We start from the raw sequence: 26,729 nt of genomic DNA on the forward strand, positions 1-26,729 counted from the left end.
GAAACTGTGTTGTCCCGTCAAAATACCCCCTTAAGTCGCTATTATAGCGGCTTTTTTTGATTTGCAGGTCATTATTCTTATATAGAATAACTTGACCCATCTCAGATGGCATACGAGAACGTATCGCACTCTTGGTGTTAAAAAAAGATTGCACAATTTTAACCACAATTGAAAGCGAATACATTGTTTAATCAAAATTGTACGTAAAGGATGTATGATTTGAGCAATCTATATACACGAAAAGTCAATAAAATAACGAATGTAACCGCTTATTTGAAAACGAACGTTCAAAAAATGCTGTGGTTAATAACCGAGTAGAGGTGAAGTGATATGGATTATAAAGAACTGTCCAAACAAATCGTGAAAAACATTGGTGGGGAGAAGAACGTGACTTCTTTGATGCACTGTGCAACACGATTAAGATTTGTTTTGAAGGACCCGGACAAGGCAAACAAAAACAAATTGATGGAGCTAGACGGGGTGATTCAGGCCTTGGAGGCAACCGGTCAGTATCATGTGGTCATCGGTAGTCAAGTATCAAAGGTCTTTGATGACATACAGCGTCTTTACTCATTTAACAGTGATTCCGGAGACGACGAAGAAGCAACATCCACGCCGCAGGAAAAGCAATCAAATGAAAGCAAACCTGCAAAAAAGAAAAATCCGATCAGTAAACTGCTGGAGACGGTCATCAGCATTATGGGACCTTTGATTGGAGTTATGGCAGCAACGGGTATTGTCAAAGGATTCTTGGCTTTGTTCCTGTCACTAGGATGGATTGTGGATTCAAGTGGAACTTACAAAGTTTTGTATGTCGTCGCGGACGTAATCTTCTACTTTATGCCAGTCTTTGTCGGCTTCTCCGCAGCTAAACGTTTCAAAATGAACGAACTGGTGGGTATGGCGATCGGTGCTGCATTATTCTATCCAACGCTGGCAGAATTGCTTAAGGCTGACCCAATCAGCGTACTGATGTCAGGCTCGCTACTAGAGGCACCCGTGTATACGACATTTGCAGGAATTCCTGTTTTGTTAGCCAGTTACTCAGCGACAATTATTCCTGCGATTCTTGCGGTGTATTTTGCATCCAAGGTCGAACGTGTTGCCAAGAAATATATACCTTCGGTCATTTCAAGCTTCGGAGTTCCACTGGTGGTGCTGTTAATCTCTATTCCAGTTACACTGATTGTAATTGGACCACTAGCCATGCTGTTAAGCCAGATGATTGCTAAAGGGATTCTCAGTGTGTACGGCTTGAGTCCAACATTAATCAGCGCCCTTTTAGGTGGGTTGTGGATTCCGATGGTTGCCGTGGGCCTGCATGGTGCTATTGTGCCGATCGCTCTGACGAACTTCTTCACGAACGGTTATGATGTCATCTTCCCAATGATTACAGGCCACTCGTTCGCGATTGCTGGTGCAATTGTAGCTATGGGCATGAAAAACGCCAACAAAAAACAAAAAGGGCTTGCTTATTCCGCTGGTTTTAACTCGGGGCTTATGGGGGTCATTGAACCAGCCTTGTACGGATTCTTGCTGGCGGAGAAGAAAATTTTAACGATGGTATGTATTGTGTCAGGTATTGGTGGAGGAGCCATTGGATATTTTGGAGCCAAACTTTTGCAACTGACACCGGGTGGAATCTTCGCTCTGCCAGGATTTATTGATACTCAAAATTCTGGAACACAGGTAGGTTTTATCGTAGTACTGGTTGTTATGATCCTGTCATTTGTTATACCTTTTGGTCTTACGTTACTGATGTATCGCGGTAAAAAAGAAGATACTTCAAACAAATAAACGGATTAGTATCACTTGATTCACATAAATAGATTGAACAGGGAGAGAAAAACCATGATGAAAAAAGATTTTTTATGGGGTGCAGCAATGTGTGCCACTCAGAGCGAGGGCGGCTATCTAGAAGGAGGAAAGGGTCTCACGCTAGCTGATCTTTTCCCCGCAATTAGCGAAGGTCGTTGGGATGCGATCTATAATATCGAAAAGGCGATGAACACCAAGTACCAGTACTATCCAAGTCATAACGCGATCGATTTCTATCATCGTTACCCGGAAGATATCAAGTTACTGGCGGAGCTGGGGATTAATTTTCTTCGCACTTCAATTAACTGGGCTAGAATTTTTCCGAACGGGGACGATGCTGAGCCAAATGAAGAAGGGTTGGCTTTCTACGATCGATTATTCGCAGAATGTGCGAAGTACGGAATTACTCCTGTGGTTACATTAAACCATTTCGATACTCCGCTTGCTCTGATTCACAAAGGCGGTTGGAAAAACAAGAAGGTTATTGATTATTTCGTCACTTATTGCGAAACAGTATTCCGAAGATATAAAAATCACGTCAAATATTGGATCACTTTCAATGAAATCAATATGGTATTGGGTATCCCAGCAGTTGGTGGTCTGATCGATCCGAATAAGGAAGAAAACATTCTGGAAGCCAAATTCCAAGCCGCTCACAATCAGCTGGTGTCTGGAGCACTCGCTACAAAGATTGGACATGAGATCAATCCTGATTTTGAGATCGGATGCATGATCGGAGCAGGTAAGAACTATGCGTACACATGCAACCCTGAAGATGTATGGGCAGCTTATCAGGCAGATCAGGAAGAGTTCTCTCTAGTAGACGTACAAGCCAAAGGGAAATACTCCGACTATATGTTGAGTTACTTTAGAAGAAACGAGATCGATTTGAAAGCTACGGAAGAAGAAATGGATATTCTGAGTAAATATACCAGTGATTTTGTAGCGTTGAGTTATTATTCAACGCGGCTCGTATCCTCGGATAAAGAAGACAAAGAAAAGACTGGCGGCAACATTAGTGGCACCTTGAAAAACCCATATCTGGAGGCTAACGAATGGGGCTGGCAGATCGATCCGACAGGATTTAGAATCACATTGAATGAGCTGTATGATAGATATGAGCAACCGCTCTTTATCGTCGAGAATGGATTCGCAGTAAGAGAGATTGCGGACGAGAATAACTATTTGGAAGACGATTACCGTATTTCCTATTTCCGTTCCCATATCAAGGCAATGCAAGATGCCATGTCCGACGGAGTAGATATCATAGGCTATACAACCTGGGGGACGATTGATATCGTTAGTGCCAGCAGCGGTGAAATGAGTAAGCGATATGGCTTGGTCTATGTCGATCTGGATGATAAAGGGCAAGGAACGGGTGACCGCTTCAAAAAGAAATCTTTTGATTGGTACAAAGAGGTTGTTAGGTCAAACGGCGAAAATCTATAAGGTGATTTCTGTAATTTAATCTCGTCTGGTCGTCTCGTAAAAGGGACGACCTTTTAAATATAATCATTGATACGAAGGAGAATGTTTATGATCGATTTGGCTCAACAACAACGTAATCACATACAGGACTTAATCAGCCAAATGACGCTTGAAGAAAAGGTAGGGCAAATGAATCAGGCATCCGTTTCCATTGTAGGCGGGTTCGATGTCTCGTTCGAAGAACTCATTGAAATGCTCACAGATGGTCGGTTGAGTCAGGGTGAATTCAGTAAAATAATGGAAACGGCTGAGCAGGATTATCATGAGGATGAGATTCGGGCAGGAAAGATCGGATCCATCATGCTTCAAAATGCAGAGAAAGCAAATGAGTTGCAAAAAATTGCATTGGAAGAAAGCCGTCTTGGCATACCTCTCATTATTGGTCTGGATGTAATCCATGGATTTCGCACCGTATTCCCAATCGCGTTGGCAGAGGCATGTTCCTTCGACAATGATCTGTTCTTAAGAACGGCCCGAATGGCTGCGAGAGAATCAAGAATGGAGGGTATTAACTGGCATTTTGCTCCTATGATTGATGTATCGAGAGATGCAAGATGGGGAAGAGTATCCGAAGGTCCAGGTGAAGATCCTTACCTCGTATCTGAGTTTGCCAGAGCAAAGGTCAAGGGCCTTCAAGGTGATACGTCCAATCCAGCAAATTACGTAGCTGCTTGCCTGAAGCACTTTGTCGCTTATGGAGCGGCAGAATCAGGTCGAGATTACAATACAACGAGCATGTCTAATTCTCTGTTACACAATGTCTACTTGCCACCGTTCAAAGCGGCTGTAGAAGAAGGAGCAACTACGGTCATGGCTGCGTTCAATGATCTTAACGGTGTTCCTTGTACGGTAAATGGAAAGCTTCTCAACGAAGTATTAAAAGAAAGATACGGGTTTGACGGTTTTGTCGTCAGTGATGCGAACGGAATCAGGGAATGTGTTACCCATGGATCAGCTGAAGATGAGAAAGCAGCAGGGTTACAGGCGGCACGTGCCGGTATCGATATGGATATGGGAACTAGCATTTTCAGCAACCACTTGCCCCAACTTGTAAAGTCTGGTGAACTGGAGGAAGACATTCTAAATCAAGCAGTAGAACGAATTCTATCCGTCAAGATGTGGCTTGGCTTGTTTGATAGTCCTTACGTCAATATTGAGGATCGTATGGTTACAATTCCTCATGAACATCGGGAACTAGCGCAGGAAGCGGCTGCCAAATCAATCGTACTTCTAAAAAATAATGAACATCTCTTGCCTCTTAACAAGGATCAAAAGATTAGTATCATTGGTGAATTGGCTGACAAAGCATCCGAAGTTGTAGGTGCTTGGTCCATCAGTTGGAAAGAGGAAGATTGCGTATCTGTGTTGAACGGTTTACAGCAACAGAGCGATAAGGTTAGATATTTTGAAACGGGCGGACTTACCGAAGAAATCAATGAAGATGAGCTGCAAAAAGCGATTGATTACGGTGATATCGTCATCGCGGTGGTAGGAGAACAAGTTTCGATGTCGGGAGAAGCGGCATCTCGGGCGAATATTGGACTCCCCGGTCAGCAGCAGGAATTATTAAGGATGATCAAAGCCGCTGGCAAACCGGTTGTAGCTATTTTGATGAACGGTCGGCCTCTTGCATTGGAATGGGAAGCTGAGAACCTTGACGCATTGTTAGAAACATGGCATCTTGGTATTGAGATGGGGAGCGCCATCGCAGACGTGGTCTTCGGTATCACAAACCCAAGCGGGAAACTTTCAGTATCGATTCCTAGGGTTACGGGCCAATGCCCCGTGTATTACAATCATCCTAGTACTGGTAGACCAGCAGGTAAAAGCAAATTCACTTCAAGGTATCTCGATGTGGATAACGACGCTCTGTACCCATTTGGTTTCGGGCTATCGTATACTGAATTTGCATATAGTAATCTTGAAGTTATCGAAGAAAGCCATGAACTGCTCATTTCTGTTGAAGTAGCCAATATAGGCAGTCGAAACGGTGAGGAAGTTGTTCAACTATACACTCGCGACAAGGTCGCTTCTATTGTTCGCCCTGTGAAGGAGCTAAAAAGCTATCAACGTATCTCTCTTGAAGCTGGTTCCTCTCACAACGTCCAGTTCCACTTGCCAAAAGATCAGCTTGGCTTCTACGATAATGATGGAAAGTACCAACTTGAGAATGGTGCATTTACAATCTTTGTTGGTGGAAGTAGCAGGGAATGCCTAAGTCAAGACGTGCACATTCAATTTTCACTACATTGATCTAAAAATAAGAATTGAAATCAGCCATGAACGCGAAATGTTTTTGCGTTTGTGGCTTTTTTGGAGGATCGTTATGAAACTTGTAAACCCGTGGGAGAATATCGCGATTCAACAAATCAGACCTGGAAGCAGCATCCATAATTTTGATGGGAAAGTTCATATCCTCTATGTGTTGAAGGGCTCTATTGAAGTTGAAAGTGAAGAGGAATCGATCAAGGTCGAGTCGCCAGGGTTTTATATTTTACCGAGATCCGAATCCTTTCATTTGACGTCACCCCAGACTCTTTCCTATGATATCGCTCTCTATTATAACTATGATAAGAATCAAGGGGACAATGGGTACCAGTTCGAGTTTCGTGGCGATTCGAGAAAAGGCGGGAATGGTAGTGACGAGGAGATGAATCATCTTGCCAATAAGCTGCTCTCCGGATTTTATTTGGAGAAAAGCAGCATATCTGACGTCGAGGTATTTAACCTGTACTTCTCAATGTTGAGCTTGCTGGAGAGAAAGTATTATAAGGAAGTTCCCATACGAAGCAATAAAAGTATGCGTAGCCGAATCGAAGAAATTAAATTCTACCTGGGTAACAACTTCGAGAAAGATATCAAGTTGAAGGATATCGCCAAGAAGTTCTTCGTATCAGAACAGTATCTGTCGCGGACATTCTCTGAAATTGTCGGACAATCGCTAAGCGATTATCTGCTGGAGCATCGAATGCGCAATGTGGAACGACAACTGGTCGAGACAAACGATCCGGTAACCTCTATTGGATACGAGGCGGGGTTTACGAATATCAATTCCTTCAACCGACTCTTCAAAAAGAGACATGGTATTAGTCCGAGCACATTCCGTAAAACGAAGACCTCTATTCAGGTTCATCAGAGTATTGAAACACAGGAATGCGATCAAAAAGAATTAGAAGCCGTTCTGCAGCATGTGAATCAGGAGAAGAAGCGTAAAATTCGAATAGAAGCACAGAATAGCGAAAAGATAAGGCTCTCGTCCGCAATCTTGAATGTAGGACAAGCTTCGAAACTGCTGGTGACTGAGTTGAACGATCAACTTGCGGCATTTGAAAAGCACAACATATTTGAGTTCTCAAGAGTAAGTGGACTTCTGAACAGAAGCATGTTTCGTGTGGATGGAAATACTCCTGATTATGCTCTAGTTGTAAAAGCAATTGGAAAGCTTGTGGCCAGAGGTTGGAAGCCGTTTATTGTGCTTAATCCTCCCGAAGCCGCCGAAGTCGTTACGAGTGTTGGTCATAACCATAGAACATACTCCTGGGAAAACTGGCTAAAGGAAATTCAAGAATTGTTCCGACTGCTACTCAATCATTACGGAAAATCAGTGATGGCCCAATGGAAAATCGAAGTGGTCCGTTCCAGCCCCTGGTATTATGAGACGGGTGTTAATCATGGTTCTAATCGATTCAAAGGAAAACTTCGCAATTATGACTTATCTTTGGATGAAGACTTTGTTAAATACTACGATGAAGTTCGGAAAGTACTAAAAAAGGTGGAACCCGGTTTACAGGTAGGCATCGGAGGCATTGTGTTAGAGGTTAAGGAAATGCATCGAGATGGCTTTGTGGCTCAGCTCGTGCAGGAGGGTATGGAACCAGACTTCTGTGGAATTTCTGCACTACCTTATTCCAAAAAGAACAGCACCAGTAACGGTAAATCTGCAATCGTCAAGTCAACCAAAGAAAATTATATATTGATGATGACTCAAAGCCTGTTTACGTACCTGGAAGATTATCTGAACGTTCCGGACCTCTATCTCACCGAATTTAACATTACGTCATCGAGTCGGGATCAGTTGAACGATATGGCATTCAAAGGATTATATATACTTCACCATCATCTGGGTCTCAGTGACTTCTACAAAGGCATTGGTTATTGGTTGATGTCAGATTTAGCTTATTCTAATGAAACTGCGGCGGAAACCATCGAGTTTAGTGGTGGTCCTGGACTCCTAACCGTGAGTGGTATTCCCAAAATCGGCTTTTATGCCTACGAATTCCTGAACAAACTTGGCAAAACATTGCTTTATCGGGATTCATCCTTATTCATCACCAAAAACGAAGATGAGAATATTACAATTTTGGCTTATTTGTACGCTCCGGTGGACCCGTCATATTTCAGTTCGTTCGAAAAATACGATATGAACAGTAACAAACTCATCTTCCATAACCCTGTATCCAAAAATATGATATTACAACTCTCCAATCTGCCTGCTGACTGCCGTAACTACAGAGCTATCGTTAAAAAAATGAGCTTTAACGATGGAAATGCATTAGATGAGGCTTTGAAGATGACCAGTCTAAATTCATTCGACATGGAAACTATTGATTACTTGAAAGTCCGGAGTATTCCGGTAACTTACATGAGACATATCCATACCCGTGGGGGAACACTGGAAATGGATATTAAGATTGAGCCTCAACAGATACTCTGTATTACATTGGAGCGAATGTATTGAGACTATATTTTCTAATTGAAAAACGAATATAAAAAATATCTGCGATCAAATCCTTCAACTGCATCCCGAAGGCAGAGAAGATGCAAAAGACTGATCCATCTGCTGGAATCAGTCTTTTGTACTTTCTGAATATGTCCTCACTCCGGTATTTCCTCGCTACAGACAAAATGGAGCAGCATCTTCACAAACTGCTCCGTCATCCGCGTATCCATTGTATTAGTCTTTGACGGATCGATCTTAACAATCCGTTGAAGCATGCCCATTAGCGTTGTGAAGATAAACTGAGCAAGTTCCAGTGGAGGCGACGGATTCTTGATACTGCCGTCCGCAATGCCTGTAGATAAAGCATCCATCAGGAAATGCTTTTCTTTCCCGTTCTGGTTGAACTTATCATACTGTTCTCTCAATTCAGGACTAAAATCATACATCTCATAGTTAATATCAAATAATTGAATAAATCGGATGTAGTCTGGATGATCCTGGGCAAACACAACCCATGCATTCAACATGACTGTGAGTTGTTCTCGCCCATTCATATCCTTCGTTGATGTATGGCTAACCTCATCCGTTAAATGTTCAATTAAGTGCATCTGAATGGCAAGAAGAAGCTCATCCATAGACTGAAAATGTTTATAAAAGGTCACTCTGCTAAGTTCAGCTTTAGTGCACACATCCTTAATCTTCACCTGGAGCAATCCATATTTCAAAAAGAGCTCCTTACCTGCTGCAATCAAATCATCACGATGTTTATTTCTCAATTGTTGATGCCAGTTTTCATTCACTTGTATACAATTGTCCTTTCTTCGAACGAAATGCGTTCAAGGTCAGTCCGAGAGAAGCGAGCAGCATAATTGCACCAAAAATATACGGGAAGTTTATGTTTTTGTCAAACAATAGCCCTGCGATCAGCGGACCAATCACCGTTCCGAGACTGGAGAATGTGGTGTTCAGACCCGATGCATAGCCTTGCCGATCTCCTGCATTCTTGGATATTAACGTGCTGACCGAAGGTCGCAAAAACGAATTAAAGGCAAAGAATAACGCAGAAGCGAACAACAGAAACACAAGGTTGACCTTAATTAACATTAACAATAAAGCTATGGGTGTGACTATTAAGGAGAGGCGGATCAGCTTAACTTCTCCGATTCTCTGAACGAACCAATCCAAAAGCCAGATTTGTACAATGATACCGATAATCGCGCCCAAGGTAATAATGATGGAGATCGTCGCAGCGTTGAATCCGTATTTTTGCTCTGCAAAAAGAGCGAATACCGTCTCATAACTCATGAGGCCAAAGGTCATGACGAGAAGCACAATCAAGTATTTGAAATAGGGTACTTTAAAAGAACTCCAGATTTTCTTGCCCAAGTGATCACCTTTTTGATGACGGATGGAGACGGTTCTTTTCTCCGGGGGGAGTGTCTCAGGCAATAGCAACGTCATTAGTGCCGCAATCAGTCCCAGACCCGCTGCGAAGAAATAGGGCATGCGAATACCCATCTCGGCAATGAGACCACCCAGACCAGGTCCGAGTACCATCCCCAAATTCATAGCTGCACCAAAATAGCCCATGCCTTTTGCACGAGTCTCTGGCGTTGTAATATCAGCCACATAAGCGAGGTTCGCAGGAACCATTAAACCGAGACTGATCCCACCGATAAATCTTGCGGCATACAGGAATGGCAGTGATGTTGACAGTGCAAATATGATATCTGAAATGACCGATAGAAACATACCTGCGATGATCAACTTTTTGCGTCCAAATCGATCAGACAGTTGCCCCCCGAGAGGTGAAAAGAAGAATTGAGCGGCACCGAAGGCTGCCACTAAAAATCCTGCTACTGTGCCTCCCGCATGAAAAAGCTTCAAATACTCCGGCAATATGGGGATGAGCATCCCCTGCCCCAATAAAGCGATAAACAGATTTAACATCAGAATGAACAGTGGAAAGCGAACTGATTTTGGTAATGTACTCATGTACTTCATAATCTCCTTCATTTACACGTCGTTAACCTTTACAGTATGTAAACCATTTTAAATGGTTCGATGGAGATCTGTAAATCATTTTTTTTTTTTAATGAGACAGTGAATTAAATGTTAATATGGTCACCAGATTGTCCATGACATTCCGCGGATGTTGAATGGCCTTATAGAGGGCTCTTCTATATCATATTAAAAAACAGCATTAGAAAGAGAGGAATCAGAGTGAGTGCTAGAACATTAGTTTCATTGGAAGAATCATGGTTGTTTCAGGCAGATACCGAGAATCAGGGCATGGAACTACAATGGTATGAACAAGGTCCTCCCTTGGGCGAAATCGTTAAGATTCCCCACACGTGGAACGTGCAAAATGGGTTAGAGGAGTTTCGTGGAACGGGATGGTATAGTCATAATGTGTACGCTCCGCCGGCATGGGAAGGGAAGTTACTACGGTTACAGTTTGATGCCGTTTATCGAGATGCGGTGGTATGGGTAAACGGCAACCGTGTAGGAGAACATACTCAATCGGGTTACACTCCATTTGTGATAGAGATTTCCGACACAGTCATCTTCGATGCAACCAACCGAATTGTGGTATCAGTAAATAATGAAAATAGCCAGACGGCTCTTCCCATGGGCAATAGCTTTGATTGGGCAGACGACGGCGGAATTATTCGAGGCGTATCGCTGCTGGTTAGCGGTCGTACGGCAATTGACTATTCTAAACTTCAAGCTGTCCCTTACTTCACGGACGATATGGACGGAACTCACGCTCCATACGGCATGTTATCTGGTGAGATTTGTTTGTGGGAGCAGGCACGAGAGTCTGAGTGTAAATCTATAAAACTGAAAGTGATCATTTCGTATAAAGAAGACATGTTAACTTCGAATGAATGGGAAATGTCCGGCGACGAGGGTGTTCTAAGATTTCAAGACATCAAGGTGGAACACCTTAAGTTGTGGCATTTTGATCACCCCCATCTATACGCAGTAACCATTGCTTTATACTCGGATGGTGTCCTTACAGATGAGGTATGCACGGCAGTAGGATTTAGAGAGATTCGCACAGAAGGTAATACATTGTTACTTAACCGTGAGCCGGTACGTCTTATGGGGGGTGAATGGATGCCTGGATCGAATCCTATGAGCGGTATGGCAGAATCGGTAGCACAGTTGGAAGAGATGCTTCATCATATGAAACACGCGAACTGTGTTATTACCCGCTTTCATTGGCAGCAGGATAGCAAGCTGCTGGAGTGGTGTGATCGTAACGGGTTACTGGTACAGGAAGAGATTCCACATTGGCAGACCCCATTAGATCCTGACGATGAATGGTTGAACATTTCAATGCAGCATGCCCAAGAAATGATCCATCGTCACTACAATCATCCTTGCATCTATGCATGGGGTATTGGCAACGAGGTAAACGGACAATCCACGGTTACAGTTCGGTATTTTGAGAAACTCAAATCTCTGGTGCAAGGACTTGATTACACGAGATTCATTAACTATGTGTCTAACACGGTGCATGAGAATCCCGCCCAGGATGCCACGAGTGTAGGTGACATTGTGATGTGGAACGATTATATCGGGACATGGCACGGTGAATTGGACAGGCCGGAAGTTATTCGAAATATGACTATGAATTTGCCAAATAAACCTCTCGTGGTAGCTGAATATGGACTATGTGAGCCCGCTTTTGAGGGTGGGGATGAGCGACGTACACAAATCTTGGTGGAAAACACAAGGGAATACCGGAAACATCCTGCCATTGCAGCACTCATATACTTCAGTCTAAACGATTATCGAACGCAAATGGGGGAAGAGGGCGAGGGTAGGCTGCGCCAACGGGTGCATGGTTCCATGAGTTTAGATGGCACGCCAAAGCCTTCTTACGAAGCTTTGCGCCGATTAGCTTCACCAATTAACCTCAACGTGGAGCTGGTTAAGGAGAAGGCCCAAGTTGTAGTAACCGTGGAGAACCGGAATGACATTCCATGTTATCGGATATCTGGTTACACGATTAAGCTGGTTAACCCGCACGGTTATTGTATTACGGAACACATCCCGGATTTATCGCCTGGGGAGCAGCACATGTTTTACTTTAACGATATTTCTGAGAATCGATGGAACGAACTTGTTTTAGATATTATCAGACCCACCGGATTTTCGGTGAGTAGCGATTCGCTGATGACATACAAGGATAAGACTGGAGGTGGGAACGCGTGAATTTAGAAGAGTTGTTCACGGTACATGTGAACATCGGGGAAACATTCGAATTACAGAATAGCGAAGATGATTCGGTTGTTATGATTACTTTTACAGGTAGCGTAACCGGAAAGTACTTTGAGGGAATCGTGCTGGGTGGAGGCGTGGATACGCAGATCATCGGGAAGAATGGGGACCCGCATACGCTATCGGCAAGATACATGATCCAAGGAACGGACTACACAGGTCATTCCTGCAAAATCTATATCGAAAATAACGGAAGTATTGATAAAAATCTCAAAACGGCATTATTTCGCACTTCCCCCAAAATGATTACGGACAGCACAGCCTTATCCTTTTTGAACAGTGAGACGCTTGTTGGAGAAGGTCATCCAACGGAGTCCGGAGTAGATATAAAAATATATAGGGCGCTATTATAACGAAGAACATATGATAACTATTCTGTTCATGTGTCGTGGAGCAAGATAGCCTGCTATACAGAGTCAGAGTCGCTAATGAGCGGCTCTTTTTGTCGTTAGCGTGCCCAGAGGCACGCATTATCTAGTTGGTGAAAGTCCAATCAAAGGAGGGGCCAAGCCACCTTTGTAGCTAGGATGCTTGCACATGGCGAGATCTGTGTGTAAAAGCGCATCGACAAAAGTACCGGTCAGAGACCGGGCGAGCGACAATCCAGGCCGCAACATCAAGTGAATCCTGCCGCGTCGTCAAAAGGGCCCTGCGAAGGGGAAAAGAGGGAGCCGAGTCTTGTGACAATGGACGAAGGCCAAGGAAGCTGTGCAGAACTTGGGACAACAGTGAAGAACCCTCCGGCGTAAAGGGAACGGCATGGCTTGAAAGATGATGCAGTGAACTGGGGAGACCCTCCCCCACACGGATTTTTTTTTTTAGGAATTCCGTAAAGAGATGCTCTATAAGTCCAAAAGACGAAGTGAAACGTCTGTGGGAAGGGAGTCCGAGGGGCTCATAGTACCGAAGAACCCAAGGACAACATAACCTTGGGGAGGGAAGGAGCCCTGCTTTGTTTATGCTTTTGGAGGAGGTACGAGTGAGTGAATGCCAACCGGCTAACAACACCAAAGGAAAAAGTTCAAAAACTCCAAGAAAAGCTAGGCCATGTGGCCAAGGAGAACAGCAAGCGTAAATTCCATGCCTTGTACGACAAAGTCTACCGGTGGGATGTCTTGTGCGAAGCCTGGAGACGAGTGAAAGCGAACAAGGGAGCGGCAGGTGTAGATGCCATGACGCTTGCGGATGTGGAGGAACAAGGAGAAATGAACTTCCTCGAGGACTGTGAACGAGCATTGAAAGAAGGCACCTACCATCCGCAGCCTGTACGGCGGCACTATATTCCCAAGAAAGATGGGAAGCAAAGACCGCTGGGCATACCCACCGTGCGCGACCGTGTCATACAGATGGCAACGAAACTGGTGATTGAACCTATCTTTGAAGCGGATTTTGAGGACGTATCCTTCGGATTTCGCCCGAAACGAAGTGCAAAAGGAGCGCTGGAACGAATTCGGAAAGCCTGCAACCGCAAAGGGAATTGGGTAATCGACGTCGATATCCAAGGTTACTTCGATAACATTAATCAAGAGAAGCTTATGAAATTGGTGCAGATGCGCATCAACGACAGGCGGATACTGAAATTAATACGGAAGTGGCTTCAGGCGGGAGTGATGGAAGAAGGAAACGAAAGGCGCTCCGATTTAGGAACACCGCAAGGTGGTGTGATATCACCGCTTCTGGCGAATATCTATCTGAACTATTTTGACCGACTATGGGAGAAACATGGAAGAGGTCTGGGAGAACTGACAAGGTATGCAGACGACTTTGTAGTAATCTGTAAAACCAAAAAGGATGCCGAGCATGCGTATGAACTCATAGGCAAAATTATGGAACGTCTGGAGCTAACCCTGCACCCGATCAAAACTCGCATTGTAGGTCTATGGACAGGAGACGAGGGATTCGACTTCCTAGGAATGCACCACCGAAAAACGAAAGCAGAAACGTCGCAAGGGAAGGTATATCACACCACGCAACAGTGGCTAACGAAAAAGGCGGAGGAACGTATTCAAGGGGTAGTCAAAGAAAGACTGGCTCCACCGAGTATGCGGTCGAAATCGTTCGCGGAGCATGTGAAATGGCTCAATCCGAAGATTCAAGGATGGAGAAATTATTACTACACGAGCTACAGCCAAAAGAGATTAGCTAAGTTGGACTGGTATATTCTGCAACGATTAACACGGTGGTACGCGAAGAAGAGACAACGTAGGAGTTGGATGAGTTCACGATCGGAAGTCAAGTATATTGCCAATATGTATGGATTAAAAACGCTATTGTAATCTCTGCATGCCCATGAATGACGAACATCGGAAAGCCGTATGAGGGAAAACCTCACGTACGGTTTGATGAGGAGGGGCTGGTTTGAATCCAGCCCTTTACTCTAGTGCGATTTTACGTCAATATTTATATGTATTCTTTTACATTAAATTAACAAAGGATGGGTACGGCGCGGACATTCCTCACCTATAGTATGATGAGCGAAAATAAACCAATACGAGCATATCAAGGGAGTAGACACATTAATATGATCATCAAAAAAATCGGAATTTCAGTCGTATCACTCACCATGTTGACATCCGTAAGTATGTTTGACGCCTATGGTGCAGGTTCAAAGCGCACAATCGAAGTGTCTGAACAATCGGCTAACGTGATTGTGAACGGACAAAGGGTGGAAGGTGAATCGTTTCTCTACAAAGGAGTCACTTATGTACCGGCAAGAGCGATTGGGGAAGCCTTGGGAGAAGAGGTAGACTGGGATAACAATACCCAATCGGTGTTTGTTGGACAAAAAATGAACGATGAGCAGGGATACCGTGGTACCAAAACGCCCTATCCTTTTAAAGAAACAAGTTATACAGAAGTTCCTGATGGATATGAGCCCGTATTTATTAACTTCGTAGGTAGACATGGTTCCAGACATCTATCCAGTTCCAAGTACGACAAAACGCTTTTTGAACTGCTCGATATCGCTGCAAAGGACGGGCAGATCACTAATCTGGGCAAAGAGCTGATGAAGGAAATTGGCAAACTGATGGTAGTTGAAAAAGATCATTATGGCTTATTATCCACCACGGGTGGAGAAGAACTGAAAGGAATAGGGGCCAGAGTTGGACAGAATTTCAAAGAACTTTTTACATCGGATAAAAAAGTGATTGCGCAGGCCACCTTCAAAGATCGAACGCCTCAGAGCAGAGATCAGTTTATAGATGGGTTAAAAGAAAGTTTGGGAGATAACAAGGTAGATATTCTGGCCTCAGCCTTCGAAGAAGAAAAAGATCCTTATCTGCGTCCCTACGATCTGGCAACGAAGTATAACGAATATGCTGAAGATGGTGAATGGGTTAAGTTATACGAGGAGTATGTCACACAGAGCACAGGAACGCGTTATGCGAAAGAAATGCTTTTGCAATTTTTCTCTGAAGACTTCTACCAACGGTTGAACGCTGGAGAGTTTGAACTGAAGGATGAGAAGGGAAAAGTGAAGCTCAGTAACCCAACCGAAGCTGCTTCCAATCTATATGAGCTGTACATCATCTCTTCGAATATTAAAGGAGAAGGTGACTTTGAATTCGGGCGATATTTCACGGCTAATCAGTTGAAATGGTACGAGAGCATTGACAATATCAATGATTTCTATGAAAAAGGTCCATCCTTAACGTCAACGGATCTACCGCAGAATATCATTGCACCTTTGGTCAAAGAGTTGATCGTGTCTACCGACCAGTCCATTCAGCAGAAGGACACGGCTGGTATATTTCGTTTTGCTCACGCAGAAACCATTATCCCACTATCTTCATTCCTGGATATCTCCGGAGCTAATGTGAGTATCGACAAACCGCAGGACGTGACCCAAAACTGGAATGGCTCGGTTATCTCACCAATGGGGGCAAACATCCAATGGATTCTGTATTCCAATGGTAAGGATGTTCTCGTAAAAATGCTTAGAAATGAAGAAGAGATCGCTTTCCCGATCGAAACAAAGACCTACCCATACTATAAATGGGATGATGTAAAAGCATATTACCAAAACAAACTGCAGAAGGTGGGCGTAAGCTTGGACAGCAGTTTGGAAGACAATATCGAGCTTTTACAGAAGAAATTCTAGTTGGTTGGATGAAGAAAGCAACTCCTCTCCATGGAGCTGCTTTCTTTTTTTGCATTTTGAATGAAAATGGACCAATAAAAAAATCCTAAAACAAAATGTGACCAAATGCCGTCCGTAAGAGTGTTAGAGGTATAAAGGAGGGCATAACAACCATGCAGCGATCAGTGCCCCAGCTGGGCGATCATGTGATGAAAGTCTATGAGACATACGCGGATACGTTGTTCCGGATTGCCATGGTGCACCTCGGCAGACGGGAAGACGCGGAGGAAGCCACTCAGGATACCTTCATCAAACTAATAGAAAAAGCCCCTACGTTCAACGATGCGGAGCATCAAAAAGCATGGTTGATTCGGGTCATCACCAATCATTGCAAATCCTTATTAGGCAGAGGCTGGCGTAAACGGGAAATCAAGCTGGAGGGAGTCGATCCCCTTACAACAGACAACCCTGAAGATCACGCGCTGATCGAACTCGTGCTGTCACTGCCCGTCAAGTATAGATCGGTGGTTCATCTGTATTATTACGAAGATTATCCGATCCGAGAAATTAGCGAGATCCTGGAGATTAGCGAGTCAGCAGTGAAAATGAGATTGAAACGTGGCAGACAGCTGTTAAAACTGGAGCTTGAAGGAGAGGAACTGTAATGAACGAAGAACAATTCAAACAAAACTACAAGAAAGCGGTGGATCATATGAAAACAGACGAGCAAATGAAAAAACGGGTAGAGCAATCTTTGAACACGCGACATCAGGGGCCAAAACGTCAACGTAAACCATTATATATTGCAGCAAGCGTCGTTATCGCTGCCAGTATCGGCTTGGCTGCGCCAAGTGTATGGCAACAATTCAATGGACCAGCCGCATCAACTCCTCAGGTGGCAGAGGTGACGCCAGGCGCGTCGTTCGATCCGATTGTGATTCCTAAGATGGAGTTGCCGGATTCAAACGGCAAAGGTGCCATGGCGAGCATGTTGCCAGTGGTTGTCTATGAGGGGAACGTCTATTTACAGTCCGAAACTCTACTTGAAGGCACAAGTGCGCTCAACCTGCGCGGCGAAAAACTCGGTACCACTACTGGCGGCATCGATGAGTGGAGCGGCCAGGATAAATACACGGAGCTTGCTTCCAACATTGGCGAAGCGGACATCTATGCGGTCAATGGCTATGACAAGGACTTCCGCATCATGTCTTACACCGAGATCGATGGTCAGGTGTATGCTCAACTATTCGACAAAAATAACGGGATCACCATCAGTAGCGGAGCCGACTTGATCGGAAAGCTTCATCTCGAAGGCAACATCACTTCTGCGCAATGGGAGACGTTCGACAGCTGGAACAACGGATTGCAGCAGCTTCAGCCGTTAGCAGCGGACGAATCACTGGAGAGCTTCGTCTCTGCATTATCTGCTGCCAAACCGATTGCAACGAGTCCGGAATTGGAAGAGAACCTCTACAGCAAGGAAGATCGCAAGATCATCTATCTTACGCTGGAAGATAAAATGCAGGTTCCACTGGTTCTGTTCGGTGAAGGTCTGGTGCGTTACGGTAATGTTCCGGCATTCCTGGAAGTTGAGAAAGGCGCGTTTCAAACGTTCTGGAACAGCCTGGGCGAGTAAGGCGAAGACAGCGATACGGGTTCACAAGAAGAGCGAACAGAGCACGCAAGTGCTTTGTTCGCTTTTTTTATACATAAAATTAGAATATCATATTAATCCATATACATTATAATAGGCAATTGTGATTATTGTGTTGAGTAATCCACACATCTCGAAGATTTGCTCATTGTAACTGTCCTGTTTCTGTTTAAAATAATGAAAGTAAGTTGATCAGTGATCTATATGAAAATCCAAATAAAAGGAGACAACACCAATGCCCGTAATTACAGTTGAAGCAGCAAAATTGTCTAAAGAACAAAAAAGAAAGTTAGTACAAGAACTTACCGAATCAGCTTCAAATATTATGAACATACCTCAGCAAGCTTTTTTTGTATTTGTGAAGGAGAATGATACAGAGAACATAGGCGTTGCTGGACAGCTTATTGCAGACAGACAGCAAAGCGATTCGCTTAAAAGCGAGGAAAACAACACACAACAAGGAGACCGACTATAATGAAAACACTCATTCTTGTATTTCACCCAAATTTGGCAACTTCTCGTGTGAACAAGCGATTGACCGAAGAAATGGAAAAGCAGTCCAACGTTACCGTTCATCGTCTATATGAGGCTTATCCTGATGAGAAAATTGATGTAGCGGCCGAGCAACAATTGATGGAAGGACATGACCGCATTGTTTTGCAATTCCCTTTCTACTGGTACAGTAGCCCATCATTATTGAAAAAATGGCAGGATACCGTCCTGACTTATGGTTGGGCTTATGGTAGCCAAGGAAATAACCTACATGGAAAAGAGCTTCTTATTGCCGTTTCTGCTGGTGCCCCAAAAGAAAACTATATGTCAGACGGGCATTTTAAATATTCGATTACAGAGCTGTTACGTCCATTCGAGGCAACCAGTAATATGATTGGAACTCGCTATCTGACACCATACATATTGACTGGCGTGATGCAACACCTGTCAGATGAGCAACTTGAGAAAAGTGCCGAGGATTACGTGTCGTATGCGTTGAACCCAAAAGTTGAGCAGATATCCAGCTAATAAAAACTCATATTAAGAAGGTGATAGTAAATGAAGAGTGTTCAATTATCAAAAAACACCAATGTACCACCGATTGCTTTGGGCACTTGGTCTTGGGGAACCGGCGAAGCTGGAGGAAATACCGTGTTCGGGAATCAACTGACAGAAGCGGACCTCCAACCAGTCTTTGACGCAGCTATGAATGCCGGACTCTGGTTATGGGATACAGCAGCAGTATATGGAATGGGTTCCTCGGAGTCCATATTGGGGAGCTTTGCCAAACAACATGATGCTGTGTTGATTTCTACGAAATTCACACCACAAATTGCGGGCGATCACGATAACGCAATGGAGGAACTTTTAGAACAAAGTTTAGAAAGACTTCATGTGGATCATGCAGACATCTACTGGATACATAATCCCGCAGATGTAAAAAGGTGGACCCCTCAACTAATTCCTTTAATGAAAAGTGGAAAGGTTCGTCATGTAGGAGTATCCAATCATAATTTGGATGAAATCAAACTGGCAGCCAGTATATTGGCGGAGGAAGGCTTGCGAATTTCAGCTGTGCAAAACCATTACAGCTTGCTTTATCGCTCGTCCGAGAAAGCAGGAATTATTGATTACTGTACAGAGAATGATATTGTATTTTTCTCCTACATGGTACTGGAACAAGGAGCATTAACAGACAAATACAGTGCACAAAATCCTTTACCTAGTGGTACAAGGAGAGGGGAAGCCTTTGGTCCTGATCGCCTTGCTAAGCTCGAAAGTTTGATTCACGTCATGAGAGAAATAGGTAGCAAGTACAGTGCCTCTGTTGCCCATATTGCAATAGCTTGGGCCATTGGAAAGGGTACCGTTCCGATTATCGGGGTAACGAAAACGAGCCACGTCGAGGATGCTGTAAAAGCCATTGAAATCACTCTGACTACGGACGACATCACTAAACTGCAGATCGCAGCAGAAGAAACGGATGTCGAGGTTCCAGGCGAGTGGGAAAAAGCAATGCACTAACGGAACTCTTATAAACAAATAAAAAATCCTCATTTCCTAGCAGAAATGAGGATTTTTTATTTGGTTGCTTCTGTTTGAATCCTGCAAGGTAAGGGAATTAGAAGTTTCTATCTAACAATACCCCAGTCTGTTCTGCCATAACCCGAGGAGGTATGGACATTCCATTTTTGAACCACCATTCCACACTTCCAACAACTGCTGCTGCAAGAAATTGAAGAATAACTTCGTCATCCATACCTTTATTCTTTCCTTCGGTAGTATCAACCTCAATCTTATATTCCTGGACAACCAGATCAATGAATCGGCTGTGAAAATAAGTGGCACTTTTCGTGTTTAACATGGTTGAGAAAAATAAGTGGTTTTCGGCAAAATATTCAAACCAAACATAGTTCCCTTCTTGAAAACTCATATCGGATGCAGCGTGGCATAGATCACGGAGATTGCCAATATGCTCTTCGATAATTTTATCGAGTAGGTCATATTTATCCATATAGTGTAGGTAAATCGTGCCTCGATTAACGTTGGCCCTATCTGAAATATCACGGATAGTAATTTCTTCGAAAATTTTTTCAGCCATCAACTCAAGTACTGCTTTCTTAATAGCGTCTTGAGATTTGATCACTCTTCGATCCAGTTTAACCATTCAAAAACCTCCGCCTTAGACCCTAACATTGTAGTATTATTATTCGAAAATCCTTCATCGTGAGAGAAAACTGTTTCAATGCTCGGTTTTTAGCATTATAAACACGATTTGGTTAAACAATCAATATGCATATCATTCACTGTAAATGACTTTCTTTAGCGTCAGCGGGAATCGAGAATCCTTTATTTCATTGATTATAATAGTCTATTTTATTCAAAACAGACCTCATTCAACAGTATTCATTTGATAGGATTAGGCAATAAAATGATATGAATAGGCTATAATTTCTTTACTCTTTCATTATAAGATGGGATCACCTTGTGATAATGACAACACACAAATTGATCTACATTCAAAGTTGCTCTGGGGGATAGGAGGGTTGAATGTTTGTTCCGGGCTTGATTTAGAGTTTCGTTGGTGATGGAGTCGTTAATATACCAATTGCCTTGGAAATAGCATCTTTTGTTTCATCCAGAGCTTCCAATGCGTTAGGGTCAAACGATGGGCCAAATGGATTTGAAGGAGTCCACGCGGTTAACCGAAATAACTCGGGATTGGCCATAGCATAATAGCCTTTATTGAATAGATATTGTGAATAAAATAATGGGCAAGTATTAATAATGTGTTGATTAATGCACATATTAAGAAGAATTGATCATTGAACCTCGATTGTTTAGGTTTATAATTTATTTCTGGAATTGAAATAAACAGGAGGTTTGATGAATATGAATCGAATTGACAAGAGCTAAGAAACGTTTAAAAAACTATTCGGCGATGGGGTTCCAGCGGCATATGCTACACATCCTGAATTTCAGGACATATTGAGTCGCTTCTTATTTGGTGAAATTTTCAATCAAGGTGCCCTTGATGATAAACAACGCGAGCTTATAACCCTGGTCGTACTTACTACGAATCAAACGTTGCCTCAGCTCAAGGCACATGTTCGTGCCGCGCTAAATGTTGGATTGACACCCGTGGAGATCCAAGAAGCAATCTACCAATGTGCACCATACTTAGGATTCCCGAAAACCTTAAATGCCATATCGGAAATGAATGAAGTATTCGAAGAACAACATGTTGCACTGCCTCTTGAGAGTCAACAACGGGTTGAAGAAGATAACCGATTTGACAAAGGACTTGGTATCCAAAAAGAGATTTTTGGCGATATTATTGAGAAAAACAGGAAGAATGCTCCATTAAATCAGAAGCATATACAGGACTATCTTTCAGCATTTTGTTTTGGTGACTTCTATACCCGTGGAGGTCTTGATCTGAAAACACGAGAGCTGCTTACTTTTTGTATACTAAGTGCACTCGGAGGTGCTGATAGTCAAGTCAAAGCACATGTTCAGGGCAACATCAATGTCGGCAATGATAAAGAAACCATGATCACCGCTCTTACTCACTGCCTTCCCTATATGGGATTCCCTCGAACTCTTAATGCTTTAGGCTGCGTTAATGAAATCATTCCAGAGAAATAATCTCCTTCATAGCGCTAATGATTACAGGCAGTTGATTATCCCAATCAACTGTCTTTTTCTGGTTAACAGGCAAATAAAGCTAAGAAATTGATGCTTCAAGCGACACTTAAATGGAATGTAAACCAGGAGGAGTTATGGAACTCAGAGTACTTCGATATTTTTTGACAGTAGCTCGTGTAGAAAATATCACACATGCTGCAACAATCTTACATGTGACACAACCTACGTTAAGCAGGCAGTTGGCTGATCTGGAAAAAAATTTAGAAACTCAACTGTTTATACGTGGGAAAAGTAAAATAACACTGACAGAAGCAGGCATGCTTTTACGTCAAAGAGCAGAAGAAATTCTCACGCTTGCGGATAAAACAGAGAAAGAGTTTAAAGATCAGAACAATCTGGTTGGAGGAACCATATCGATCGGGAGTGTTGAATCATTAACGTCCAATGTTATTTTACAATTATTAAAAGACTTCAATATGGAGTATCCGCAGGTTAAGTATCACATCTATAGTGGAACGGGGGATGACATAAAGGAGCGAATCGATAAAGGACTGCTCGATGTGGGCATTTTGTTAGAGCCCATTCATATTGAGAAATACGATTTCATCAGACTGCCCCAGAAGGAGCGCTGGGGAGTCCTTATGAAGACCTCATCACCTCTTGCACAGAAAGAATATGTAGCTTCAACCGATTTAGCTGGAGTGCCTCTGCTCATATCCAGCCGATCTGTCGTACAGAATGAGATTGCAAGCTGGTTTGCCGATGAGTATGCACATCTAAACTTCGTTGCGACCTATAATTTAATATCTAATGTACTTAACCTCGTAGAGGAGGGGTTAGGGACGGCAATCTGTATTGAGGGTGCGCTTGCAATGAAGCAGTCTGACACATTATGCTTTAGACCTTTTCATCCGAAACTTCAGTTTCCAACAGTGATTGTCTGGAAAAAACATAAGGTATTCAGTCAAACGGAGGTACGTTTTTTGGAACATATCAGGCATGCCTTTCAGGCATAATAAAGTATAAATTATAGGTATTGGCTATAGCTGTTTATCAGATGATATTTTAAAGGTGTAGTGAATGCAGCCTTTATGTATTACAGATAAATAGCTTTTTTGTTGCATGGGAAGTTATTTAAAGCGCTTTCGATTTCATTTAGGCGGCAACAACAAGAGGGGGCATTATGGGATGAGCAAGAAATACGAGAAGTTGGCTCAAGATATTGTAGAGAAAGTGGGCGGTAGTGAGAATGTATCCACTCTGACTCACTGTATGACTAGGCTTAGATTTGCACTGAATGATACTAGTAAAGCAGATCAAAAAGCGCTTAAGTCGTTTGATGGCGTTATTGATGCGGTTGAGAGCGGCGGACAATTTCAAGTCGTTATCGGCACACATGTTGAAGACGTTTACAAAGAAGTGATCAAACAACTTAAACCTAACGCGAGTTCATCGGGTGAACCAACTCAAGCTAGAAAAGTTAGTATTTTGGGGAAGCTAATCGATTTCGTCTCCGGAACATTTAGTCCGATTGTTCCTGCTATTGCTGGTGCTGGGATGATCAAGGCATTACTCGCTCTGCTTATTTTGTTCAACTGGATTTCAAAAGATTCCCAAACTTACTATGTCGTAAGTCTTATGTCGGATGCTATCTTCTACTTTTTACCATTCTTGTTGGCATTTTCGGCTGCGAACAAATTAAAGTGTAGTCCCGTGTTAGCGCTCGTTTTAGCTGGTATTTTGCTCCACCCAAACTTGACGCAATTGCGTGTAGATGGAACTGACGTAAGTGTTTTTGGAATCCCACTAACACTTGTATCTTATAGTTCATCTGTAGTTCCAATTCTCTTAATAGTTTGGTCACAATCATATATTGAATCGTTGTTTAAAAGGATCATTCCGAATGCAGTGAAAGTTATTTTTGTTCCCATGTTCACTATTTTAGTCACAGGAATTCTAGCTTTAACGGTATTGGGACCACTGGGGTCGTTTTTCGGAACGTACTTAGCCTTGGGCTTTGATTTCTTGGGTGCACATGGTAGCTGGCTGGTTATTTTCCTGGTTGCAACCTTCTGGCCAATACTGGTTATGTTTGGACTGCACCATAATATTGTCCCTCTATCCATTGCTCAAATCACGACATCAGGCTATGAGAATATCCTCGGTCCTGGAGCAATGATCAATTGTATAGGTCAAGGTGTCGCGGCATTAGTTGTAGGGATGAGAACCAAGGATAAAGCATTAAAACAAATTTCTGCTTCCAGTGGGATCACAGCGTTGATGGGAATTACGGAACCAGCGCTCTACGGCGTAAACTTACCGAAGAGATACCCACTTGTCGCGGGTATGATTGGAGCTGCCAGTGGGGGACTCTTTGCAGGGCTTATGGATGTTTCTCGTTACGCAACAGGCGCTTCAGGAATTCCGGCGATTCCGCTGTACATTGGTGAGAATATCTGGAATCTATATAATATTTTGATCGCCCTTGTTATAACAACTGTTGTAACTGCTGTGCTTACCTATTTACTCAGTTTGAAATATGAAAAAGACGCACCTTCACAAAATACTGTTTCAAGTACGAATGAGGTGAGTAGTGTTGCGGATGAAGTCATTACAATTAAAGATTCCGTTATTGCAACTCCACTTAAAGGTCAGCTCATTCAACTTCAGGATGTACAGGATGTAGCGTTTGCCTCAGAGGCAATGGGTAAAGGAATTGCTATTGAACCCAGCGAGGGGAAAGTCATTGCTCCATTTGATGGCATGATTGTGTCCCTATTTCCTAAGAAACACGCTATTGGACTGTTATCCGATGAAGGAGTCGAAATTCTTATTCATGTCGGCTTAAATACAGTAAAGCTGAACGGAAAATATTTTGAGGCTTTCGTGGAAGAAGGTCAGAGAATCACGAAGGGACAGACTTTGCTGACATTTGATCTGGACAAAATCAGAGAAGAAGGATATGTCACTCAAACGCCTGTTATTGTAACCAATACGTACAGTTACTCGGATGTGATTGCAGAGACTAGTCAAAAAAATATTGATTTTAACAACACATTGTTGGTTGTCAAAGCTTAACAAAACTACAAGTTAGGAGTGTGTTTTAATGACTTTAAGAAAAGACTTTTTGTGGGGTGGGGCAGTTGCTGCTAATCAATGTGAAGGTGGATATGCCGAAGGCAACAAGGGACTATCCACAGTTGATGTGATCCCGGCAGGGAAAGATCGTGTTCCTGTCATGCGAGGGCAATTAAAAATGTTGGAGTGTGATCAAGAGCATTTTTATCCAAGTCATGAGGCTATTGATTTTTATCATCGATATAAAGAAGACATTGCTTTATTTGCAGAGATGGGCTTTACGTGTTTCCGTTTATCTTTGGCATGGACACGGATCTACCCTAATGGAGATGACGAGCTCCCCAACGAAGAGGGCTTGCAATTCTATGAGAATGTATTTGATGAATGTTTGAAGTATGGCATTGAGCCTCTAGTCACCATCACCCACTTTGACGTCCCAATTCATTTGGTGAAAACCATTGGATCGTGGAGAAGCCGAAAAATGGTGGATTATTATGAGAGACTGTGTGAAACGATCTTCAACCGTTATAAAGATAAAGTGAAGTATTGGCTTACCTTTAATGAAATCAATATGCTGTTGCATCTACCTTTTGGAAGCTCTGGTCTAGTGTTTGAAGAAGGTGAGAATGAAGATGCTGTGAAGTATCAGGCAGCTCATCATCAATTGATCGCAAGTGCAAAAGCAACTGAAATTGCGCATAGAATTAACCCGGAAATTAAGATTGGCTGTATGTTAGCAGGTGCCAACACTTACCCGTATACATGTGCACCAGATGATGTCTGGAAAGCCATGACAAGAGATCGGGAGCATTACTTCTTCGTCGATGTACAATCCCGAGGAGAATATCCAAATTATGCCAATAAAATGTTAGAACGAATGAATATTCACTTAGCCATGGAAGACGGGGACGAAGAATGCTTGAAAAATAATACGGTTGATTTCGTTTCATTCAGTTACTATGGTTCACGATTGACCAGTGCAGACCCGGCAGTAAACACACAAACGGCAGCTAACCTGTTTCCAACACTGCGCAATCCACATTTAAAAACAAGTGAATGGGGATGGCAAATCGATCCTGAAGGTCTAAGAATTACAATGAACTCCTTGTATGACCGATATCAAAAGCCACTATTCATCGTTGAGAATGGATTAGGAGCGATAGATACTCCTGATGAGACGGGATATATTGCGGATGACTATAGAATCGATTATTTGCGTCAACACATCCAAGCCTTCATAAAAGGAGTGGAAGAAGATGGCGTTGACTTGTTGGGTTACACATCTTGGGGCTGCATTGATTTAGTAAGCTCAAGCTCTGGAGAGATGAGTAAACGATACGGTTTCATACATGTCGACAAAGATGACGCTGGAAAGGGTACGTTAAAACGCAGCAAGAAAAAATCCTTTGAATGGTTCAAAAAAGTTATCCAAAGTAACGGTAAAGAACTCTAATCGA

The 26,729-nt window shown here is 43.0% G+C and carries 19 protein-coding genes and 1 pseudogene; 17 read left to right on the top strand and 3 right to left on the bottom strand.

All coding sequences use genetic code 11. The features are described from left to right. Positions 1-330: 330 nt before the first annotated feature. The 4 genes from MHI06_RS14930 (at position 331) to MHI06_RS14945 (ending at position 8,044) form a co-directional block, all read left to right on the top strand. Positions 331-1,797, top strand: a complete 1,467-nt coding sequence (locus MHI06_RS14930) for a PTS transporter subunit EIIC (protein WP_169479404.1) — start codon at positions 331-333, stop codon at positions 1,795-1,797. Between the two features lie 54 nt (positions 1,798-1,851). Beyond that, the gene (locus MHI06_RS14935) at positions 1,852-3,267 is read left to right on the top strand and encodes a family 1 glycosylhydrolase (RefSeq protein WP_211175524.1); all 1,416 of its coding nucleotides are present in this window, start codon (positions 1,852-1,854) and stop codon (positions 3,265-3,267) included. A gap of 87 nt (positions 3,268-3,354) precedes the next feature. Beyond that, positions 3,355-5,559, top strand: coding sequence for a glycoside hydrolase family 3 N-terminal domain-containing protein (locus MHI06_RS14940; RefSeq protein ID WP_340402020.1), 2,205 nt, complete (start codon positions 3,355-3,357; stop codon positions 5,557-5,559). 73 nt (positions 5,560-5,632) lie between these two features. Then, entirely contained in the window at positions 5,633-8,044 is a 2,412-nt protein-coding gene (locus MHI06_RS14945) for a helix-turn-helix domain-containing protein (RefSeq protein WP_340402021.1), read from the top strand. 137 nt (positions 8,045-8,181) lie between these two features. On the opposite strand, the gene MHI06_RS14950 is transcribed toward MHI06_RS14945, so the two are convergent. Continuing rightward, the gene (locus MHI06_RS14950; protein ID WP_169479401.1) at positions 8,182-8,826 is read right to left on the bottom strand and encodes a TetR/AcrR family transcriptional regulator; all 645 of its coding nucleotides are present in this window, start codon (positions 8,824-8,826) and stop codon (positions 8,182-8,184) included. After that, positions 8,819-10,021 (bottom strand): MFS transporter, encoded by a 1,203-nt coding sequence (locus tag MHI06_RS14955; protein ID WP_169479400.1) that lies wholly within the window; start codon positions 10,019-10,021, stop codon positions 8,819-8,821. The genes MHI06_RS14950 and MHI06_RS14955 overlap by 8 nt, the downstream gene beginning before the upstream one ends. A gap of 228 nt (positions 10,022-10,249) precedes the next feature. On the opposite strand from MHI06_RS14955, the gene MHI06_RS14960 reads away from it, so the two are divergent. The 9 genes from MHI06_RS14960 (at position 10,250) to MHI06_RS15000 (ending at position 20,070) form a co-directional block, all read left to right on the top strand. Further along, positions 10,250-12,253 (top strand): glycoside hydrolase family 2 TIM barrel-domain containing protein, encoded by a 2,004-nt coding sequence (locus MHI06_RS14960; protein WP_340402022.1) that lies wholly within the window; start codon positions 10,250-10,252, stop codon positions 12,251-12,253. Beyond that, complete coding sequence (locus MHI06_RS14965) at positions 12,250-12,672, top strand: DUF3237 family protein (protein WP_340402023.1); 423 nt, start codon at positions 12,250-12,252, stop codon at positions 12,670-12,672. The genes MHI06_RS14960 and MHI06_RS14965 overlap by 4 nt, the downstream gene beginning before the upstream one ends. 630 nt (positions 12,673-13,302) lie before the next feature. Further along, the gene (gene ltrA / locus MHI06_RS14970; protein ID WP_340399554.1) at positions 13,303-14,595 is read left to right on the top strand and encodes a group II intron reverse transcriptase/maturase; all 1,293 of its coding nucleotides are present in this window, start codon (positions 13,303-13,305) and stop codon (positions 14,593-14,595) included. A 245-nt stretch (positions 14,596-14,840) separates the two neighbouring features. Then, positions 14,841-16,421, top strand: a complete 1,581-nt coding sequence (locus tag MHI06_RS14975; RefSeq protein WP_340398228.1) for a histidine-type phosphatase — start codon at positions 14,841-14,843, stop codon at positions 16,419-16,421. Between the two features lie 152 nt (positions 16,422-16,573). Beyond that, complete coding sequence (locus tag MHI06_RS14980; RefSeq protein WP_340398229.1) at positions 16,574-17,065, top strand: sigma-70 family RNA polymerase sigma factor; 492 nt, start codon at positions 16,574-16,576, stop codon at positions 17,063-17,065. Then, entirely contained in the window at positions 17,065-18,036 is a 972-nt protein-coding gene (locus tag MHI06_RS14985) for a hypothetical protein (RefSeq protein ID WP_340398230.1), read from the top strand. Before MHI06_RS14980 ends, MHI06_RS14985 begins: the two co-directional genes overlap by 1 nt. 253 nt (positions 18,037-18,289) lie before the next feature. Beyond that, positions 18,290-18,529: a 4-oxalocrotonate tautomerase DmpI gene (dmpI, locus tag MHI06_RS14990; protein ID WP_169479394.1), complete on the top strand. Its 240-nt coding sequence runs from the start codon at positions 18,290-18,292 to the stop codon at positions 18,527-18,529. Further along, the gene (locus tag MHI06_RS14995; RefSeq protein ID WP_340398231.1) at positions 18,529-19,074 is read left to right on the top strand and encodes an NAD(P)H-dependent oxidoreductase; all 546 of its coding nucleotides are present in this window, start codon (positions 18,529-18,531) and stop codon (positions 19,072-19,074) included. Before dmpI ends, MHI06_RS14995 begins: the two co-directional genes overlap by 1 nt. Before the next feature lie 30 nt (positions 19,075-19,104). Further along, positions 19,105-20,070, top strand: coding sequence for an aldo/keto reductase (locus MHI06_RS15000; RefSeq protein ID WP_340398232.1), 966 nt, complete (start codon positions 19,105-19,107; stop codon positions 20,068-20,070). A 97-nt stretch (positions 20,071-20,167) separates the two neighbouring features. Here the strand turns inward: MHI06_RS15000 and MHI06_RS15005 are convergent, their stop codons facing one another. Next, positions 20,168-20,713, bottom strand: coding sequence for a TetR/AcrR family transcriptional regulator (locus tag MHI06_RS15005; protein ID WP_340398233.1), 546 nt, complete (start codon positions 20,711-20,713; stop codon positions 20,168-20,170). 815 nt (positions 20,714-21,528) lie between these two features. Between MHI06_RS15005 and MHI06_RS15010 the strand changes: the two are divergent. The 4 genes and pseudogenes from MHI06_RS15010 to MHI06_RS15025 form a co-directional block, all read left to right on the top strand. Further along, positions 21,529-22,194: pseudogene (locus tag MHI06_RS15010) on the top strand (carboxymuconolactone decarboxylase family protein); the annotation flags it as partial. 134 nt (positions 22,195-22,328) lie between these two features. Next, a complete protein-coding gene (locus MHI06_RS15015; protein ID WP_340398234.1) occupies positions 22,329-23,210 on the top strand; it encodes a LysR family transcriptional regulator in 882 nt (293 codons plus the stop codon). Between the two features lie 172 nt (positions 23,211-23,382). Next, on the top strand, positions 23,383-25,272 hold the full coding sequence (locus MHI06_RS15020; RefSeq protein ID WP_340398235.1) for a beta-glucoside-specific PTS transporter subunit IIABC: 1,890 nt from the start codon (positions 23,383-23,385) through the stop codon (positions 25,270-25,272). A gap of 28 nt (positions 25,273-25,300) precedes the next feature. Then, positions 25,301-26,725 (top strand): 6-phospho-beta-glucosidase, encoded by a 1,425-nt coding sequence (locus MHI06_RS15025; RefSeq protein WP_340398236.1) that lies wholly within the window; start codon positions 25,301-25,303, stop codon positions 26,723-26,725. The last annotated feature ends 4 nt before the right edge of the window (positions 26,726-26,729 follow it).

The organism is Paenibacillus sp. FSL H8-0079 (genome assembly GCF_037991315.1).
In the GTDB taxonomy this organism is placed as follows: domain Bacteria; phylum Bacillota; class Bacilli; order Paenibacillales; family Paenibacillaceae; genus Paenibacillus.

What these genes read in the sequence shown, in the direction of transcription:
- MHI06_RS14930 (WP_169479404.1), top strand. Translation starts at nt 331, where the DNA reads ATGGATTATAAAGAACTGTCCAAACAAATCGTGAAAAACATTGGTGGG.
- MHI06_RS14935 (WP_211175524.1), top strand. Translation starts at nt 1,852, where the DNA reads ATGATGAAAAAAGATTTTTTATGGGGTGCAGCAATGTGTGCCACTCAG.
- MHI06_RS14940 (WP_340402020.1), top strand. Translation starts at nt 3,355, where the DNA reads ATGATCGATTTGGCTCAACAACAACGTAATCACATACAGGACTTAATC.
- MHI06_RS14945 (WP_340402021.1), top strand. Translation starts at nt 5,633, where the DNA reads ATGAAACTTGTAAACCCGTGGGAGAATATCGCGATTCAACAAATCAGA.
- MHI06_RS14955 (WP_169479400.1), bottom strand. Translation starts at nt 10,021, where the DNA reads ATGAGTACATTACCAAAATCAGTTCGCTTTCCACTGTTCATTCTGATG.
- MHI06_RS14975 (WP_340398228.1), top strand. Translation starts at nt 14,841, where the DNA reads ATGATCATCAAAAAAATCGGAATTTCAGTCGTATCACTCACCATGTTG.
- MHI06_RS14980 (WP_340398229.1), top strand. Translation starts at nt 16,574, where the DNA reads ATGCAGCGATCAGTGCCCCAGCTGGGCGATCATGTGATGAAAGTCTAT.
- MHI06_RS14985 (WP_340398230.1), top strand. Translation starts at nt 17,065, where the DNA reads ATGAACGAAGAACAATTCAAACAAAACTACAAGAAAGCGGTGGATCAT.
- dmpI (WP_169479394.1), top strand. Translation starts at nt 18,290, where the DNA reads ATGCCCGTAATTACAGTTGAAGCAGCAAAATTGTCTAAAGAACAAAAA.
- MHI06_RS14995 (WP_340398231.1), top strand. Translation starts at nt 18,529, where the DNA reads ATGAAAACACTCATTCTTGTATTTCACCCAAATTTGGCAACTTCTCGT.
- MHI06_RS15000 (WP_340398232.1), top strand. Translation starts at nt 19,105, where the DNA reads ATGAAGAGTGTTCAATTATCAAAAAACACCAATGTACCACCGATTGCT.
- MHI06_RS15005 (WP_340398233.1), bottom strand. Translation starts at nt 20,713, where the DNA reads ATGGTTAAACTGGATCGAAGAGTGATCAAATCTCAAGACGCTATTAAG.
- MHI06_RS15015 (WP_340398234.1), top strand. Translation starts at nt 22,329, where the DNA reads ATGGAACTCAGAGTACTTCGATATTTTTTGACAGTAGCTCGTGTAGAA.
- MHI06_RS15020 (WP_340398235.1), top strand. Translation starts at nt 23,383, where the DNA reads ATGAGCAAGAAATACGAGAAGTTGGCTCAAGATATTGTAGAGAAAGTG.
- MHI06_RS15025 (WP_340398236.1), top strand. Translation starts at nt 25,301, where the DNA reads ATGACTTTAAGAAAAGACTTTTTGTGGGGTGGGGCAGTTGCTGCTAAT.